Below are 15,156 nucleotides of genomic sequence, written 5' to 3'. Positions count from 1 at the left end.
GTCGATGTTCTGGGCATTCTGGGCCGCCGAAGCTGGGTTGGCTGCGACCCCTGTGCCAGCATCGGTGCGTGGTCGTGACGCAGCTCGAACCGGACCTGTTGAAGCACTTGCGTGTCCAGTTCGGAGGGCACGGCGACCGTGCGGTGGAGTACTTGGAAACGGCGAGGCGATTGTTGGGCCCGGAGTCGATCGAGCTGCCGCGGCTAGGCGAACTCGTCGCATATTGCATCCGGGAGGCCTTGAAGGAGATCCCCAAGGCGTCCGGCGTCAGCCCCGACCGTGAGTGGTCGCGCTTGTCGCGGGAGGTCGTCAACACATTCGAGAAGTACGAGAGTGCGGTACAGCTCGCCGACGACAGCGGCAGGGAGGCGCTCTCAAATCATCGAGCGGCAATCAGGGAGCTGAGCGACTTCCACAAGACGAGACAAGGAGTGCACCAGAAGCGCCTCGTGTCGCTGATGATCCAGCGTGCCGGCGTGGAACCGCTGAGGTCCGGCACCGCACCGGTGGAGGCTTACCTGCAGCTGATCAAGGCAGCCGACAACGCAGCGCACAGTCGGTGCTCAGTCGCGAGGGCTCGGGAGCTGTGGGAGAGCGCGGTGGCGCTGCTGCGTCAGCTATTCCTGCCACACGAGCTTCGAAACGAGCGACTTGTGCAACTGGCCCGGCTCGAAGAGCCGACTGAGACTGACTTGGACAAGGTTCTGGGTCTCATGGGCACTTCGGTGCACATCAAGCGGTTCCTGAGGGAGGTGGTCAGCGTTCGCTGGCTTTCGATGTTCGCCCGCAGTGGTGCGCTCGGCGAACCGGGAAGCGACCTGTGGTGGGCAGCTTGCTCTGCCTCAGTCCGGCTCGCCGAGACTCACCGCGTCGAAGCCGAGTCGTGGCTGATCGCCCTGCACGACGCGCATCCGCACGTCGTCGAGCATGCACGGTGCGTCGCTCACGCGGCCCAGCGGATCGGTGGACGTGTCCTCGATCTGCTGCTCGGCATCGTCTGGCGGTTTCCTCGGGATGACCGCATCGTCCAGTCCGGTGTCATTGCCGCGGAGGAATTCGAGCCGTCACACCCAATGGTCCAGTACTTGGCGTTCATATTGCTCGGCGAGGACAGCTGGGATCACGTAGTGATCGCCGACGAACTCGCGTCCCGCCTGACCGACGGCGTGAACTCACAGAACGCTCTCGGGCGGATCGCATTGGCGTGCCGCAAGCTGTCGGGACTCTCGCAGGATGACGATGCGCTGGGTCGGTTCGAGTACGAATCGTCAGGGCTGATCGCGGAAGCCCACACCTTCTTCCCGCACGAACGGTCCTCGGTGCTGCTGGGTTGTTTGACTGCGATGCTGCGCAGGGCGTGGGGCTGGCACCCGCCTGAGACGCTGCTGGATGCCGCGTCAATCCTGCAACCAGCGCTGCGTGACCGGCTGCGCGCGTGGGTGCTGGCGAGCACGCCCGAAGCGGAACCCGACGCGCTCGCGGCCGAGGTTGAACAAGGGATCATCGGTCGCGATGCGACTGGTGACGACATCGCACTCATTGATCGGGCGGTCGAGGCTTGCGGCCTCGACGGCGTCAAGGACCGTTGGGAAGATGCACTCGGTCCCGCACCCAGCGTGGCCGAGGTGAGCAGAGCGCTCGGCTCGGACGATGTCACCGCGTTGCGGGACTGGCTGCGAATTTGGGCGTGGGTAGCGGTGCTGCCGGCCGAAATAGCCGAGAACTGGGCCAAGCCGTGTCGGGTATTGGCCGGCAGATTCGGAGAATTCACGCGCGACGACCTCTTGAAGGGATCAACCGTCGAGTCGTACGGTTTCGAGAGCCCTTACAGCGCCGAGGAGCTGAACTCGCTGTCGCCGATTCAGGCGGCACACAAGATCGCCCGCTGGCGGCCTGACCACGACTCGTCCCGTGTGAGCGCGCTCTATTTGGCCCGCGCTCTCGAGGAGTCCATCAAGCACGATCCCAGTCGTTGGCTGGTGGATCCGCTCGGCGTCGCGACCGCGCTGCGACACCCCGTCCACATAAGCCACTACCTAGGAGCGGCGAGGGACTGCCCTGGGGTCGCTGCACTGCATCTTGACGGGTTGCTCGACGTGATAGCGCTTGTCGAAGGCGAGCCGTGGCCTGCTGAAGACCTCAACGACAGAGCGGTCAAGTATCCGAGCTGGCGCGATGCGAAGCAGGCCGCAGTGGGCCTGATTGCCGCTCTGATCAAGGCAGACGTGACGTTCGGCGGACGGGCAGACGAAGTCTGGAATTACCTTTGCGCTGCTGCGAGGGATCTCTCGTTGCCGCCTTGGGAGGCCCGCGGCAGCCGCCGAACGAGCGATCCAGTGTTCCGTGCGATCAACCGGACGAGCACCCGGGCACTCGAAACGGCGGTGCTGTTCGCGGCGCGAGAGCTGAGCGCGGAGCGGCCGCTGCGCCCCGAGCTCGAAGAATTGCTCGGCTTCGCCCTCAGACTGGAGGGTGCCGACGGGGCCGAGTACCGCTCGATACTGGCCTCCAATTTCCCCCGGCTGCGCAGAATGATGCCGGAGTGGACCCAGGCCAACCTCGGACTCATCTACGGACCCGACGCACCTGACGATCTCGGCCAGCTCACCTTCCGCGTCACCATCGAGCAAGGCAGCGTCGATGACTGGTTGCGAGAGATGTATCCCGACGAGCTCAAGGATGCCGCGGCCAGCGGCATCCCCTACGCGCTCAACCACGTGCTCGCCGGAATGCTGCGACGGTGCGCCGGGTACGAACCCGAGTCAGTAGCGACCTACCTCAGACAACACCCCGACGTAGGACAACACGCCAGCGCGAGTCTCGCGTTCCTCCTCGGACGCGACGGCATCCAAGAAGAGCACCTGGCCATCGGCGAGAAACTGTGGCGCGCCCTCATTCGTGACGCCCCAGAGGACATCCTCACCGGATTCGGCCGGATGTTCCAGGTCACCGCACTCGACGACGACCGCTGGGCGAAGCTCACCCTTGACACCCTGTCAGCCACAGCCGGACAAATCGACTGGCACAACCAGGTCGCAGACCGAGCCATGAACGCCCCCGTCACCATCAACAAACTCACCATTGTGCTGCAAATCGTTCAAGGCCAGTCCGACCCGTGGGCACTGCGACGGGTAGCGGACGGTATCGAAGAGTTCCTCGACGCGGCAAGCGAATTCGAAGACACCGAAGAGTACGCACGACTCCGAACCGCCCTCCAAGAACGCGACCTCATCGACTAGAGGTCAGCCCGGTCGTGGCGGTCGGGCGACTGTGCACAGTGCTGGCTGTTGACCGGGCTCGCTGAACCTGGCGACCGCGAATTGCCAGTCGTGGAACGTGCAGCCAACGACCCAAAGCTCGTCGTATCCGCTGTAGTTGACCCCGGTTAGGTCGGCCCGCGCGCCCGGTTCATCGGGCGCGCATGCCTCCTCGAGCTGCGCGGCGGCATTCCCTTCGACAGCGACGGCGAGCCAGTGTTCGCCCGGGTAGCCAGCCATCTGGTGCTTCTTCTGCTTGTGGGTGACGGCCCGCTGAATCGCCGGGATGAGGTAATCCGCTGCACCGAACCTGAAGGCTGACTCGGTTGGCGATACGTGGACTTCAATGCAGCCCGGACCCTCAGCAACCGGGGTTGGCGAACCCACCACTATCACACGACGCGGCTCTAGTCCGTGCAGTACGCAGTCTTCGAGATCGGGCACAAACCAGTAGTCGCAGCTCGGCAACCAATCGAGCAGCGCCCAATCTTCGAATTCGGTATCGGGGGTTGATTCGTGGAGCCACCGGCGTCTCGGCGCGTTCGGGAAATCTCGCTGAGGATGGAACGGCTTGACGTCGAACGTCTCCGTCGCTCGTCGCTGCATCTCGTGGGGCGAACCGTTCATGGACTCGACGAGAGCAAGCACAGGCACCATCGCCGCAACGAATTCCTTGAGCTGACGACCGAGAGCGGTTCGCTCTGATGGGTGATCGTCAGAGACCCACACCTTCCAATCCCACGAGAGCTCGTTGAATCGGAACGGTCTCTTGCTGCCGCCGGAACCCTTGAGGCGCTTCGCGTCCTGGTCAGTTGAAAGGGTGACTTCCACGAACGCGGTGCGGCCGTCGGCAAGCTGCAGCCACAGATCAGGAGTTCTCCGCTCATGGGTCTCCGGTATCCACTCGAAGTCGCCCACGTCGACCACCGCGCAGATCGCATGCAACGCAGCCTGCTCATCGGCCCTCGGCTGATCCCTCGGCATCCTACGACTTCGGATTCGCAAGCAAACAAGTCTATAGGTATCAAACGTGGTATTCTAACTCGCTAGTCGCAGCAATTGCCCTGCGCGGGCGACTACCAATTGATCAACGAAGTGTTCTTTCGAGATCGATGATTTTGCCGCTCCTCGCGACTATCTTCCGACGCGGCTGTGGCATAGTCGACCACTGCCTCCCAATCATGAGCAGGAAATAGGCGAGTAGCCAGCACGCAACAATTATGCGGGGCGTGTCGCCGAACAGCCACGCGATTATTCCTTCAGAATCTACTATGTCTCGCAGAGCCCACGTCAGGAAAATTGCGATCCCGGCTACTATTGATACCCATGAGTACCTGAGGAATCGGCCGCGCAGCGAATTGCTCCAAACCGCGACTTGTAGACAGTAACGTTCAGCCACAAAGTCCGCGGGCAGTCTTTTGCTCGCTTGCTCACTGAGTCTAGTAGATCGGCGCGAGCGCGGTACGCCGCTACCCACGCCTGCACTTGGCCGTGGTAGGCGCCTGCTTACCAGTGCCCCGATACAACATAGGAGCGCAATTACAAGAGGCGAATAGATCGTAAGAAACTGCCCGGCGGCAAGCGTTCGCCGTTCTAAGTGACGGATTACTTCGCCAGGACAATGGACTCCCTCCGGGCCTGACGGTATATCCTTACAATGGTACAGATCAACGCGCACTTCTCCTGAGCAGTGGTACAAGATGGTCGAACTGTCGTCGACCACACAATGATCGAGTCCTGGCAGATAGATCCCGTTGGCGTCACAGTGATACGGCATGTCAAATACCGAATCCGGAGGACAATGGTATACTGAGAGAGGTTCCACTCCAGAGGATTCAACTGGACTCAGAGCGAGCAGCGCCACAGCTCCACCAGTTGCAAGAATCACGACTGCAGTGAGTGTTGCAACGACCAAGTTATCGATATGGCGACCTTGTATCGTGGCCTCGTCGAGTAGTTCCATCGTGGTCATTGTGAGTTGTCACTCGATGGGCGTCTGAATCTGCCGGCGAGCATATCCGGTCCTACTGTTGGCAAGTACTGTCAATCTATTGGACAAGTCGCTCTCGCATCCGAATCGTCGGAAGCCGATCGCATTAGTGATCGATCGCGAAGCGGGTGGTGGCGAGAGTCTGGGAGAGGCTGTCGTGCCAAGCGCGCCCCTGTCGATTCCAGAACGCCGAGAGATAGGTGAGGCAATACAAGGCCGCTGCGACGAGCGTCGCTATCAGCGGACTGGCCCTCCAGATGAGTGTCAGCCCGCACAGACTCGCCGCGGCGGGCAATGCAGCGCGGACGAACGACGCCGCCACTCCCGGTTTGCGTCCGTCGCGCAAACGCACGACGTGTATTCCCTTCATGCGCTTTCCTCGTGTCTGCCCAGTCGCCGACGTTGCCCAGGTTTCATACGCAGCGGTCAAGAACAGCGCCACGAACACGATGGCCAGGGGCACAAGCAGCCACCCGTATGGCTCGTATTCGTCGCCCGTGGCGAGACTGGCGTACGCCAAGCACCCCATCAGCGCAGTTGCGAGCACCAGCACGAGTCCGGCGGGCACCAGGTCGATTGCGCGTGCTGCAGCCCGTTCCTTGAGCCTGACGAGCGGCACATTCTCACCCGAGCGGAGCGTGATCTCGGGCTGTTGCGGACCGAACCGGATGCGCCCCGCCATCTCGGCAACGGTAGCCCTCGATGCGTCTGCGAATGCCGACGATGCGCGCCGCTACCTCGGTACTGAGCCCGAAGGTTCGATGGTGTTCAGCTGGGTCGAGGGGTGGGTGCCGGCCGACACCGAGTGCTGGCGGCTAGACCCGGGCGAGCTCAACTCGGTGACCCTGCGAGCCTCCGATTTCGCCGCAGAAGCAACGCAGACTTCAGAGGCTCGCCTGAAGCGCCGACAGAGTCTCGGTCAGTACCCTTCATACTCACGAAGGTTCTTGTCACAGCCGTTCGCTAGCGTCATTCGAGGAGTAGGGTCCGGCGCGAAACACGCGATGTGAAGGTCCATGAGATAGGAAGGAGAAGGCAATGACTACGACGTACACCGAGCCAAGCGAGATCGTTGTGCATCGGCCGTCTCCTGACGAGGCTCGGGAAGCGCTTGAAGCCGCGATCGCCGAGACCGGATTCACACGCGAGCAACTTGAGGAACAGGCGCGTGCCGGTCGGTTCGAGACCGAACTGGCGCGTCAGACGTGGTTCTGCTTGCCGCCTCGTGCCGAGTGACCTTGGTGCTCAGGCACGAGCCTTCGCCGTATCGCTGAAGGATCTGCTCAACGGCACGGTCGCGCACGGCATTCGATTGGGATGTGCGGAGAGCGCACCTGGTTGTTTCATCGTGGGACGCGGAATCACGAAGAATCAGCTTGTCGTCCGCGACTTGGTGCCTCTGACGCTGGATCAGAAATCGGCGGACATCTATCTGCTCGTCACCAACATGCTTGTCGCGGATGGTTCGGGCGATGGTTGGTTGACCGTCGACCGCGCCACGTACACCCTCCAGGCATCGTCGACGCCGGGCGAAGACGTGCTCTTCAGTTACGACTACGCGCGCAACGTCAACAACGGCTACCCAGAGGCTCACCTACATGTGTATTCCCAACTGAGTGAGCCGTTCTCGCAGGTCATGAAGGCGGCGGACCGGGACCCCGACCCGCAGGACTCGCTTCACTTCGCGGTTGGAGGGGCACACAACGAAGATGGCGGAATCCACTACCGACCGATCCTCGAAGATGTCATCGAGATGCTCATTCAAGAACAGCTGGTAAGGGCTCGCCCAGGCTGGCGGGCCGTCGTAGACGCAGGCCGCAAACAGTTCTACGAGACGCAGTTGCGAGCCGAAATCCGCCGCAATCCCGACATTGCGCGTGACGCCGTCGCGAAGCTCGACCGCAGTGTCTGAGCCGGAAGGACTGGCCGGTCGTGTGACTGAGTTCGTCCGGGTCGGTGACACGGTGCGGCGTCCTGCGACCGATTCGTCGGCGTCGGTGCGGCAGTTGCTCGTCCATCTCGAAGAAGCCGGGTTCGGCGGCGCTCCCCGGTACCTCGGTACTGAGCCTGACGGGTCGATGGTGCTCAGCTGGGTCGAGGGGTGGGTGCCGGCCGATGCCGAGTGCTGGCGGCTGGGCGCAGGCGAGCTCGCCTCGGCGGTGGAGCTGCTGGGGTCCTATCACGACTGCGTCGCGGGGTTCGCTGCGGGCTCGGGCTTCGCCGAGGGCCCCCAGGCGGTGGGGTCGGGACAGGTGGTGTGCCACGGCGACATCGCTGCGCGCAACACGGTGTTCGCCGGCGGGCGGGCGGTGGCGTTCATCGATTGGGACGGGATCTTCGTGGCGTCGCCGATGTGGGACCTCGCGCACGCCGTGTGGCAGTTCGCGCCGGTGTGCGGCGATGCGGATCGGTGGTTGGAGGGCTGGCCCGGCGCGCTTGATCGGTCGGCGCGCATAGCGGCGTTGGTGGGCGGCTACGGGCTGGGCGCCGGCAGGGCCGATGAGCTCGCCGACATGGTGGCCGAGGTGATCGCCGGCTGCAGGCGGGCGGTGGTGCGCAAGATCGCTGCGGGGGTCCCGGCGTTCGTGCAGATGGAGCGCGAGGGGATTCTGGCCACGCTCGACAGCCAGCACCGCGCCGCCGAACAGCTCCGCCCGCTCATCGCCCACGCCGCCGCTGCCGGCAGTGCCGAGTCACCCTCGGGCGGCGGATGACTGAGGCTCCCCCAAAGGACGTAACCCCGGCCGTTTGCCGAAGCAGGGACGGTTCCGGGGCTTTGAGGGGCGACTCTACTGACGTGACGGCCCTCGCATTGGGCTGGGTCAGCGTGCTCGGCGAGATCTGCGGACTGCCCGCACTTCCTCGACGGCGATGTCGAGTGCTTCGTCCTCGGAAAGGTCTGGGTTGTTCGCGGCGCTTGCAGCGAGGTCAGCGCTGATGGCGGCAGCGTCGGCTGAGTAGAGCGCCCAAGCGGACTGTCGAGTGATGCCCAGGGCCGTGCCGATGGCTTCCCAGGTCACGCCCGATTCGCGAGCCGCTGCGACCGTGTCGCGCTTGAGTTCGTCGCACTCGTCGATGGTGCGCACGAGTTCTCGCAGCGCATCGATGGGCTGTGCCGGCAGGCGATCGTGAGCTAGAAGGCTCATGTTTGTCAGTTTAGCCTGACGGGAAGGGCCTGAAACCATGGCACTACTGCTCGACACCCCGGCGACGTTACGTCTGGCGCCACTTCTCGCCAAATGAAAAAAATGGGACCCCCAGAGGGGGTCCCAGCTGGACCTCGACAGAGATCCCTAGCAAAGCGGGTTCCACCGGAACCCGGACCAAAATGGTGCCCAACGGGCCAAGTTGACTCTAGCGCCGCGACAGCGCCCGGAGTGTTGCCGGCTGACGCAACAAAACAATTTTGCGTGTCATGAGCTTTCATCTACTTTTGACTCATCATGTGACGCGGTGAAAGCGGGAGCGACCATGGCGAGTACCGTTGAGCAAATGGAGTCCGACGCTGATACCGGGGCGACTGCTGAGACGGCCACGGTGCGCCTCGATGACGAGGACCGTGCGCTGCTCGACGAGCTCGCGTCCGAATTCGGCGGTCGCTCAGCAGCGATCAAGCAAGGACTGGTGATGCTCGCCGAAGAGCATCGCCGTCGACGTGCCCTGGCGGACTTCATGGCCGAGTGGGTAGCCGAGTCGGGGCCGCCAGACCCCGACGGGGTGGCTGCGATGCGCGAGCGCCATTTCAGCCAACGGTGATCCTCGACGCCGGCGTGCTCGTCGCCATCGACCGCGACGAGCCTGATGTCAAGGGCTTCATCCAGACGGCGCAGCTTCAGAGCGAGCCGCTGCGTACGACAGCACCGGTGGTCGCGCAGGTGTGGCGGGACGGCTCGCGCCAAGCCCGCTTGTCCCGGTTCCTGCCATCGCTGGACGTGCAGCCGTTCACCGCGGCACAGGTCTCGCTGGTGGGATCGCTGCTGCGCCATTCCGGGGAGTCCGATGTCGTCGACGCTCACGTGCTCGCATGCGCGATCCGTCTTGACGACACCGTCATCACCTCCGATCTCGACGATTTCGCACGTCTCACCGCGCACCTTGGCGAGGCCGAGCCACGGGCACGGCACTGGCGCTGAAGTCCCCAAAACAGCGACTATTCCGGCCAGCCTCGACGGCGGCTACGTGTGGACGGGCGGCGGAATCCTGCTCAAGTGGGCCGACATCGAGTCGTTAGAGTTTCGGCAGACACGCGAACTGGGAACGGAGAATGCTGATGGCGAAGAAGCGCCGCTCCAAGCGTAAGCGGCCCCGGGATCCGCGCCCGGACTACGTCGGCGGCTACTACCCACGGCCTGGCGTGACCCCGGCAGATGTTCCCAAGGACCTCTTCCGTCCCAAGACAACCGAGGAGCTGATGAGAGGCAACCACCGCTAACGCTCCAGCCCTTCTCGGGATCGTGCCGAGGGGCAGACTGGGCTGTGGGAGGCGCGTCATGTCGCAGGCATTCGCTGTTGAGGAGATCATTGGTCACCCGGCTCCGCGGGTGTGGACCGCTCTCACCGACTGGCCGAACGCTCACAGGTGGATGCCCGGGATCGACACGATCACCGCCGATGGGGAGACCGCCGAGGGCACCCGGCTGACGTTCCGGGCTCGCGGCAAGGATCGCTCGAGCACCATCGTGCGATGCGTCGACGGGCAGTCGCTCGTGCTGCGCTCGGTTCAGGGCGGCGTGACTGCGGACTACACCTACGAGATCCACGGGCACGACGAGGGTTCGTCACGGGTCACGCTGACCGCCGACTGCCAGAGCACCGGCGTGCTGTGGCGGCCGATGTGGCCCCTGCTGCGCATCGCCATCCGAACCTCCGACGCCAAACAGCTCAGACTCCTCAAAGCCATGATCGAAGACGCCTGACCGCCGCACTGAGCGAGGCTGCCCGCCGGTGCCTCGGTGGCTAGACGCGGACCGTTCGGATGTCAGCCGATAGGCGAGCCAGGTCGCCTGGGTCGCTGGTGAGCACCGGCTGGCCTCGGCGCAGTGCACAAACGGCGACATGCGCGTCGACGGTGTCGGTGGTCTGCGTTGAAGCCAGCAGTACGCCGACTCGACGCGCATCGCTGGCATCTAACGGGACGATGTTGATCTCGGGTCTGCGCAGCAGCGCTGCGAGACGTGCCTGACGGCGTGGATTTCGCCATGCCTGGGCGACACAGCCAGCCGGGACCGTCAGCGTCGTACCGATAGCCCGCGCCTCTGCGACGAGCGCAACCATGGTGCGGGTCGCGCGTTCCCACGCGATGAGTGCCCCGGTGTCGATGACCACGCCGCTCAGGCAGCAGCCTCGCCCGACAGCACACGCCTCGCGGCGGCGCGTTCGTCGGGTGTGAGCGGCCCGCCGGTTTCGTCGAGCATCGTGGCCAGCAGCACGTCGAAGTCGGCATCGGCTGCGAGCTGGCACTTCACGGCATGTTCGACGTAGGCCGACACGTTCGGCGCGCCACCTTGGGCTACGAGCGCCTTCACCTGGTCAGCGATGTCGGCGTCGACAGTGATCGTGAGCCGGCTCTTCGTGGCTGTCATACCGATCATCTTACTCAGCGCACCAGAGTTGCTCGACACCCCAGCGACGCTAGGTCTGACGACTCTGGCCGCCAAACGAATAAATGGACCCCAGCGCGAGCCGGTTCGCCGGCGCCTCAGCTCAGTCGGCGGATTCCAGCGTGCGTTCGTAGAACTGGATGTAGAACGCGGCATCGGGCGCCGGTTCGATGTGGTGGCGGACGCCGGGCATGATCGGCACGCGTTCTCCCGCCGCTGCACGGACTCGCCGTGGGGTGTCATCGACGAACAGCACCGAGCCGTCGAGCACGACGAGTTCGGCCCATGTCGACGTCACATGAGACCTGATGAGTGCCGGGGGGACGTTGGCGGCGTCGAAGGCGGGCGTTCGGCGCGCCGGCGTGGCCCCGGCGGGAACCCGTGGACTGTCAGGCGTGATGAGCCGAAACTACGCGACCGGCCGTTCCCGCACTGCAGCCGCGTTTGCCTGCCGGAGCTGATGCGCCAACCGGACCGGTGCTGCTCGGTGGGTAGCTTGCGCTGATGGGTACTGCACCGAGTCTTGACGGGCGCACATTCGCCGGTGTCTCGAATGATCCTGCGGGCGATGTGGGCTCGGAGACGCGCTTCCAGTACCACGAGGAATCCGACGGGGTCGTGTGGGCCCGCTATGAGGGCGGCACCGTGCGGCTCGGTCATCTCGTCGGGCGGCGCGACGGCGACGGCTTGGACTTCCGGTACTCGCACGTGACCACGAGCGGCACCACGGCCAACGGGCACTGCCGCAGCCGCATCGTCGTGTCAGATGACGGCTCGCTGGAGCTGCACGAGGAATGGGAATGGGAGAGCCAGCCCGGCAGCGGCACCAGCCTCGTCCGCGAGATCGCTGCGGTGGACGGCTAGAGATCCTCGAAGCCCGGCCCGTGATCCGTCGGGCCTGAGTTCGCAACTAAGTCCGGGCTCACGATCCTCACCCGGCAGGGGCATTTGCAATTGGCCCGATTCAGGGGAACGCGCGAACAGCGGCTAAGCGCATCGGCGCGACCAGCAGCTAAGGCGGAGCTGCTGGTCAGGGTGGGGCGGGGATGCGGCTGCCGCGGCTGGTGTTCAGCCAGTTCATGCCGTCGCGGACGTACTCGCCGGCGGCGTTTCGCTGCGGGCTGTAGTCCCACCAGTCGATGCCGGCGGCGTGTGCCGCGGCGCTCACCACCCGCCGGGAGCGCTGCGACGCCAGGACTTGGTCGCGCAGCGCGGTGCTGTCCCAGCGTTCGGCGGTCTCTGCGGCGAACGCAGCGACCAGGTCGGCATGGGCAGGGTCAGCCGCCAGGTTGTTGCGCTCGAGCGGATCGTCGACCAGGTCGTACAGCAGGGCCGGGTCGCCCTCGCAGTGGATCCACTTGTGGCGTCCCCGGCGGATCATGAACATCGGCTGTGTGGTCAGCACCGCCGTGTACTCGCCGATCGCCTCGCCGCCACCGCCGCTGCCACCGCCGCCCGACGCCAGCTCCCACAGGCTCCGCCCCGCGGGCGCTGCGCTCATCTCAGGCCAGCCGTCACTGCCCCCGTCGGTCGCAATGTCGAGCAGCGTCGGCAGCAGGTCGACCAGCGCGCACACATCGGGCACGGCACGGTTGGCCACGCCCGGCCCGGCCATCACGAACGGCACCCGCGCCGCCCGCTCGAAGAAGCACATCTTGAAGAACGTGCCGCGGTCGCCCAGCATGTCGCCGTGGTCGCTGATGGCGATCACGACGGTGTCGTCGGTGCGGCCCGTCTCGTCCAGCACCTCCACCAGGCGCCCGACCCACGAGTCGAAATAGCTGGTGTTGGCGTAGTAGCCGTGGCGGGCGTTGCGGCACTGCTCCTCGGTGAAGCCGACGCCGTCGGCCCCGATGCCCCGGCGCAGCCGCCGAGTGTGCGCATCGATGGCGTCGGGAGCGATCGGGTCGGGCAGATCGATGCTGTCGTGGTCGTACAGGTCCCACCACTGCTGCCGAGCCTCGTACGGATCGTGGGGATGGGTGAACGAGGCCACCACGAAGAATGGCCGCTCGTCTGGGGCACGGGCCAGGTCATACAGGTGCCGCACCGCAGCGAACCCGACTTCCCCGTCGAAATCGTGCTGGTAGTTGGTCACCACCGGGCCCGCCTCGGACAGGCTGGCCATGGTGTACCAGTCGCTCGGCGGCCCCGTCGCCGCATCCCAGTCGGGCGTGAGCGCAAAGCCCGAGGGGTAGATGTCGGTGGTGAGGCGCTGCTCGAAGCCATGGAGCTGGTCGGGGCCGATGAAGTGCATCTTTCCCGACAGCGTCGTGCGGTAGCCCAGCAGTCGCAGGTAGTGCATCAGCGTGGGCACCGACGCCGCGAACTCAGCGCCGTTGTCCCACGCCCCGATCGACGCCGGCAGCTGGCCCGACAGCATCGAGAACCGTGACGGCGCGCACAGCGGGAAGTTGCAGTACGCCGCATCGAAGCGCACGCCGCGCTCGACGAGCGCATCGAGCGCCGGGGTCTGCACCACCGGATGGCCGTACGCACCGGTGAAGTGGGGCGCCAGCTGATCCGCCATCACGACGAGGATGTTCGGGCGTCGTCCCGAGCGCGTCACCGAGCGGAACCTACACCCAGCCTCGGCACCGGCTGGATCAGTCGAAGTCGGCTGGGCTCGGGGGCCTGACCAATGCGTCGATTGCCGTCCACAGCGTGCGCGACACCGGGTCGAACAGCACCGGCACCACGACGCCGACAGGGGCTGCGAGCGCCAGCAGCAGGCTGCGGCTGACGTCTGTGCCCCAGACGAGCATGGCCACCACGACGGTCAGGATCACGGCGGTTGCCGACACCACCGTGTTCACGGCCACTGCGCCCAGCCAGTGACCTTCCATGCGCTCGAACTTGAGGCGGCAGTGGGGGCACCGCTCGCGTATGGCGAACAGCCCCCAGCGCCGGAACAGGCCGCGACCCCCGCACGACGGGCAAGCCAGCGTCAATCCGCGCCACAAAACGCGCACCCCCGCAGTCTGCCCGCCTGCACCTCGCGCGCCGATGTCTGACCGCGGTTCAGGCGGCCCAGACTCTTCGGGATGGACATCGAGCGGCCGCGCATCATCCTGCTCACCGGGGTCCCGGGCGCTGGCAAGACTTCGGTTGCCGGTGCCCTTGCTTCGATGCTTCCCCGCAGTGCGCACGTCGAAGCCGATGCGCTGCGTGATTGCATCCGCGAAGGCAGGGTGGACCCGGGCGGCTCGCCGAACGATGAGGCCGACCGCCAGCTTGAGTTGGTGACTCGGATGGTGGCCGAGGTTGCCAACCAGCTATTCGCCGACGGCTTCACAGTGATCGTCGACGATGTCGTAGTGACCAGGGGCCGATTGGACGGGTATCTGGCGGAGCTGCAGGGCGCGCCATTGCATTACGTGCTGCTGGCCCCCTCGCGTGAGACCGTCCTCGCACGGGACCAGCAGCGCTCCGACAAGAGCGTTGCGGAGCAGTACCTGTGGCTGTACGACCGCATGGAGCAGGAGTGCCTCGGCATCGGGCTCGACATCGACACATCGTCGTGGGACGAAGCAGCAACCGCCGCGGTCATCCTCGATGCAGTACGCACCGACCAAGGCCTGATCCGCTAGTCGATCGGCTTCATGCGATCCGTGAGCATCTCAGGGCGTCGTCGACAACGTCGTCGCTGATGTCCCACGTCGCCTTGATGTCGTCACGTGCTTCGCCAGCGGCGATCGCCTCGGCAATCGCGGAGACCCGCAGTCGCCGGCCTCGGACAGTGGGCTCGCCGAAGCCGTATTCGGGGTCCAGTACCACGTTCGGCGTGCCGAACAGGCGGAAGCGGCGCACCTCATCTGTTTCCTCGTACTCGGCGTCCTGCTGAAAGCGCTGAACTTCCATCGAGAGCATGACGTTCTGGTTGGTGCGTACTACGAACCGCAGCGACGGGCTCAGCACCGTCTCGTCTTGAACGCGCAGGACGAGATCCCGGCCGTCTTCGCTGAGAAAAGGGCGAGAGGTTGCCAGCGGATAGTCGGTCTCGAATTCTCTGCGCAACGCCATGATCGCCGGCCGCATTCGCACGACCGCGACGCCGCGGCTTCGGTACTCGGCGATCAGCCGAGTCTCGACGAACTCGCCCCACGTGACCGCATCGGAACCCGTGGTTTCTGCACGCACCAGCGGCTCGTACTGGCGACCGCGACGCTCGTAGCCGTCGATCCAACGCCGCGCTGTGCCGATGCCCAAGTCGAGCAAGCGGTCCACCTGGCTCATCACGTACACCTCGCGGTGAAGCAGCGACGTGACCTGACCCATGAGATCCTCCCGGGACGCGTCCTCATCCTCA

General features: G+C 65.0%; 18 protein-coding genes. 9 read left to right on the top strand and 9 right to left on the bottom strand.

The genetic code is table 11. The features are described from left to right. Positions 1 to 68 precede the first annotated feature (68 nt). Positions 69 to 3,239 carry a hypothetical protein gene (locus ACOGXD_RS04135; protein ID WP_419916657.1) on the top strand — a complete coding sequence of 1,057 codons (3,171 nt, stop codon included), beginning with the start codon at positions 69 to 71 and terminating at the stop codon, positions 3,237 to 3,239. Between the two features lie 3 nt (positions 3,240 to 3,242). Here the strand turns inward: ACOGXD_RS04135 and ACOGXD_RS04130 are convergent, their stop codons facing one another. Further along, positions 3,243 to 4,262 (bottom strand): hypothetical protein, encoded by a 1,020-nt coding sequence (locus ACOGXD_RS04130; protein ID WP_419916656.1) that lies wholly within the window; start codon positions 4,260 to 4,262, stop codon positions 3,243 to 3,245. Between the two features lie 1,091 nt (positions 4,263 to 5,353). After that, positions 5,354 to 5,929, bottom strand: a complete 576-nt coding sequence (locus ACOGXD_RS04125) for an RDD family protein (RefSeq protein ID WP_419916655.1) — start codon at positions 5,927 to 5,929, stop codon at positions 5,354 to 5,356. 356 nt (positions 5,930 to 6,285) lie between these two features. Here ACOGXD_RS04125 and ACOGXD_RS04120 point away from each other — a divergent pair, with 356 nt between their 5' ends. The 3 genes from ACOGXD_RS04120 to ACOGXD_RS04110 are packed head-to-tail and all read left to right on the top strand — an operon-like array spanning position 6,286 to position 7,961. Then, the gene (locus ACOGXD_RS04120; RefSeq protein WP_419916654.1) at positions 6,286 to 6,483 is read left to right on the top strand and encodes a hypothetical protein; all 198 of its coding nucleotides are present in this window, start codon (positions 6,286 to 6,288) and stop codon (positions 6,481 to 6,483) included. Then, positions 6,473 to 7,159 carry a hypothetical protein gene (locus ACOGXD_RS04115; RefSeq protein ID WP_419916653.1) on the top strand — a complete coding sequence of 229 codons (687 nt, stop codon included), beginning with the start codon at positions 6,473 to 6,475 and terminating at the stop codon, positions 7,157 to 7,159. Before ACOGXD_RS04120 ends, ACOGXD_RS04115 begins: the two co-directional genes overlap by 11 nt. Positions 7,160 to 7,181: 22 nt before the next feature. Further along, on the top strand, positions 7,182 to 7,961 hold the full coding sequence (locus ACOGXD_RS04110; RefSeq protein WP_419916652.1) for a phosphotransferase: 780 nt from the start codon (positions 7,182 to 7,184) through the stop codon (positions 7,959 to 7,961). A 108-nt stretch (positions 7,962 to 8,069) separates the two neighbouring features. On the opposite strand, the gene ACOGXD_RS04105 is transcribed toward ACOGXD_RS04110, so the two are convergent. After that, on the bottom strand, positions 8,070 to 8,393 hold the full coding sequence (locus tag ACOGXD_RS04105; RefSeq protein WP_419916651.1) for a hypothetical protein: 324 nt from the start codon (positions 8,391 to 8,393) through the stop codon (positions 8,070 to 8,072). Positions 8,394 to 8,739: 346 nt separating this feature from the next. On the opposite strand from ACOGXD_RS04105, the gene ACOGXD_RS04100 reads away from it, so the two are divergent. From ACOGXD_RS04100 to ACOGXD_RS04090, 3 genes are all read left to right on the top strand, one after another. After that, positions 8,740 to 9,003, top strand: a complete 264-nt coding sequence (locus tag ACOGXD_RS04100; RefSeq protein ID WP_419916650.1) for a hypothetical protein — start codon at positions 8,740 to 8,742, stop codon at positions 9,001 to 9,003. Beyond that, a complete protein-coding gene (locus ACOGXD_RS04095) occupies positions 9,000 to 9,380 on the top strand; it encodes a type II toxin-antitoxin system VapC family toxin (RefSeq protein ID WP_419916649.1) in 381 nt (126 codons plus the stop codon). The genes ACOGXD_RS04100 and ACOGXD_RS04095 overlap by 4 nt, the downstream gene beginning before the upstream one ends. A 357-nt stretch (positions 9,381 to 9,737) precedes the next feature. Then, on the top strand, positions 9,738 to 10,163 hold the full coding sequence (locus ACOGXD_RS04090) for an SRPBCC family protein (RefSeq protein WP_419916648.1): 426 nt from the start codon (positions 9,738 to 9,740) through the stop codon (positions 10,161 to 10,163). A 40-nt stretch (positions 10,164 to 10,203) separates the two neighbouring features. Here the strand turns inward: ACOGXD_RS04090 and ACOGXD_RS04085 are convergent, their stop codons facing one another. From ACOGXD_RS04085 to ACOGXD_RS04075, 3 genes are all read right to left on the bottom strand, one after another. Continuing rightward, positions 10,204 to 10,572, bottom strand: a complete 369-nt coding sequence (locus ACOGXD_RS04085; RefSeq protein ID WP_419916647.1) for a PIN domain-containing protein — start codon at positions 10,570 to 10,572, stop codon at positions 10,204 to 10,206. Between the two features lie 5 nt (positions 10,573 to 10,577). Further along, a complete protein-coding gene (locus tag ACOGXD_RS04080; protein WP_419916646.1) occupies positions 10,578 to 10,829 on the bottom strand; it encodes a hypothetical protein in 252 nt (83 codons plus the stop codon). A gap of 121 nt (positions 10,830 to 10,950) precedes the next feature. After that, positions 10,951 to 11,145 (bottom strand): hypothetical protein, encoded by a 195-nt coding sequence (locus tag ACOGXD_RS04075; protein WP_419916645.1) that lies wholly within the window; start codon positions 11,143 to 11,145, stop codon positions 10,951 to 10,953. A gap of 206 nt (positions 11,146 to 11,351) precedes the next feature. Here ACOGXD_RS04075 and ACOGXD_RS04070 point away from each other — a divergent pair, with 206 nt between their 5' ends. After that, positions 11,352 to 11,711: a hypothetical protein gene (locus ACOGXD_RS04070; RefSeq protein WP_419916644.1), complete on the top strand. Its 360-nt coding sequence runs from the start codon at positions 11,352 to 11,354 to the stop codon at positions 11,709 to 11,711. 166 nt (positions 11,712 to 11,877) lie between these two features. Here ACOGXD_RS04070 and betC read toward each other — a convergent pair whose 3' ends face one another. Beyond that, entirely contained in the window at positions 11,878 to 13,416 is a 1,539-nt protein-coding gene (betC, locus tag ACOGXD_RS04065) for a choline-sulfatase (protein ID WP_419916643.1), read from the bottom strand. Between the two features lie 37 nt (positions 13,417 to 13,453). Then, entirely contained in the window at positions 13,454 to 13,819 is a 366-nt protein-coding gene (locus ACOGXD_RS04060) for a DUF983 domain-containing protein (RefSeq protein WP_419916642.1), read from the bottom strand. Positions 13,820 to 13,891: 72 nt separating this feature from the next. Between ACOGXD_RS04060 and ACOGXD_RS04055 the strand changes: the two genes are divergently transcribed. Then, positions 13,892 to 14,437 carry an AAA family ATPase gene (locus ACOGXD_RS04055; protein WP_419916641.1) on the top strand — a complete coding sequence of 182 codons (546 nt, stop codon included), beginning with the start codon at positions 13,892 to 13,894 and terminating at the stop codon, positions 14,435 to 14,437. Positions 14,438 to 14,447: 10 nt separating this feature from the next. Here ACOGXD_RS04055 and ACOGXD_RS04050 read toward each other — a convergent pair whose 3' ends face one another. Further along, positions 14,448 to 15,125 carry a DUF433 domain-containing protein gene (locus ACOGXD_RS04050; protein ID WP_419916640.1) on the bottom strand — a complete coding sequence of 226 codons (678 nt, stop codon included), beginning with the start codon at positions 15,123 to 15,125 and terminating at the stop codon, positions 14,448 to 14,450. Positions 15,126 to 15,156 lie beyond the last annotated feature (31 nt).

This window comes from Candidatus Poriferisodalis sp. (assembly GCF_965204125.1).
GTDB lineage: Bacteria > Actinomycetota > Acidimicrobiia > Acidimicrobiales > Poriferisodalaceae > Poriferisodalis.
Note: the sequence above shows the minus strand (reverse complement) of the source record. Positions and strands in the feature narration are given on the sequence as shown.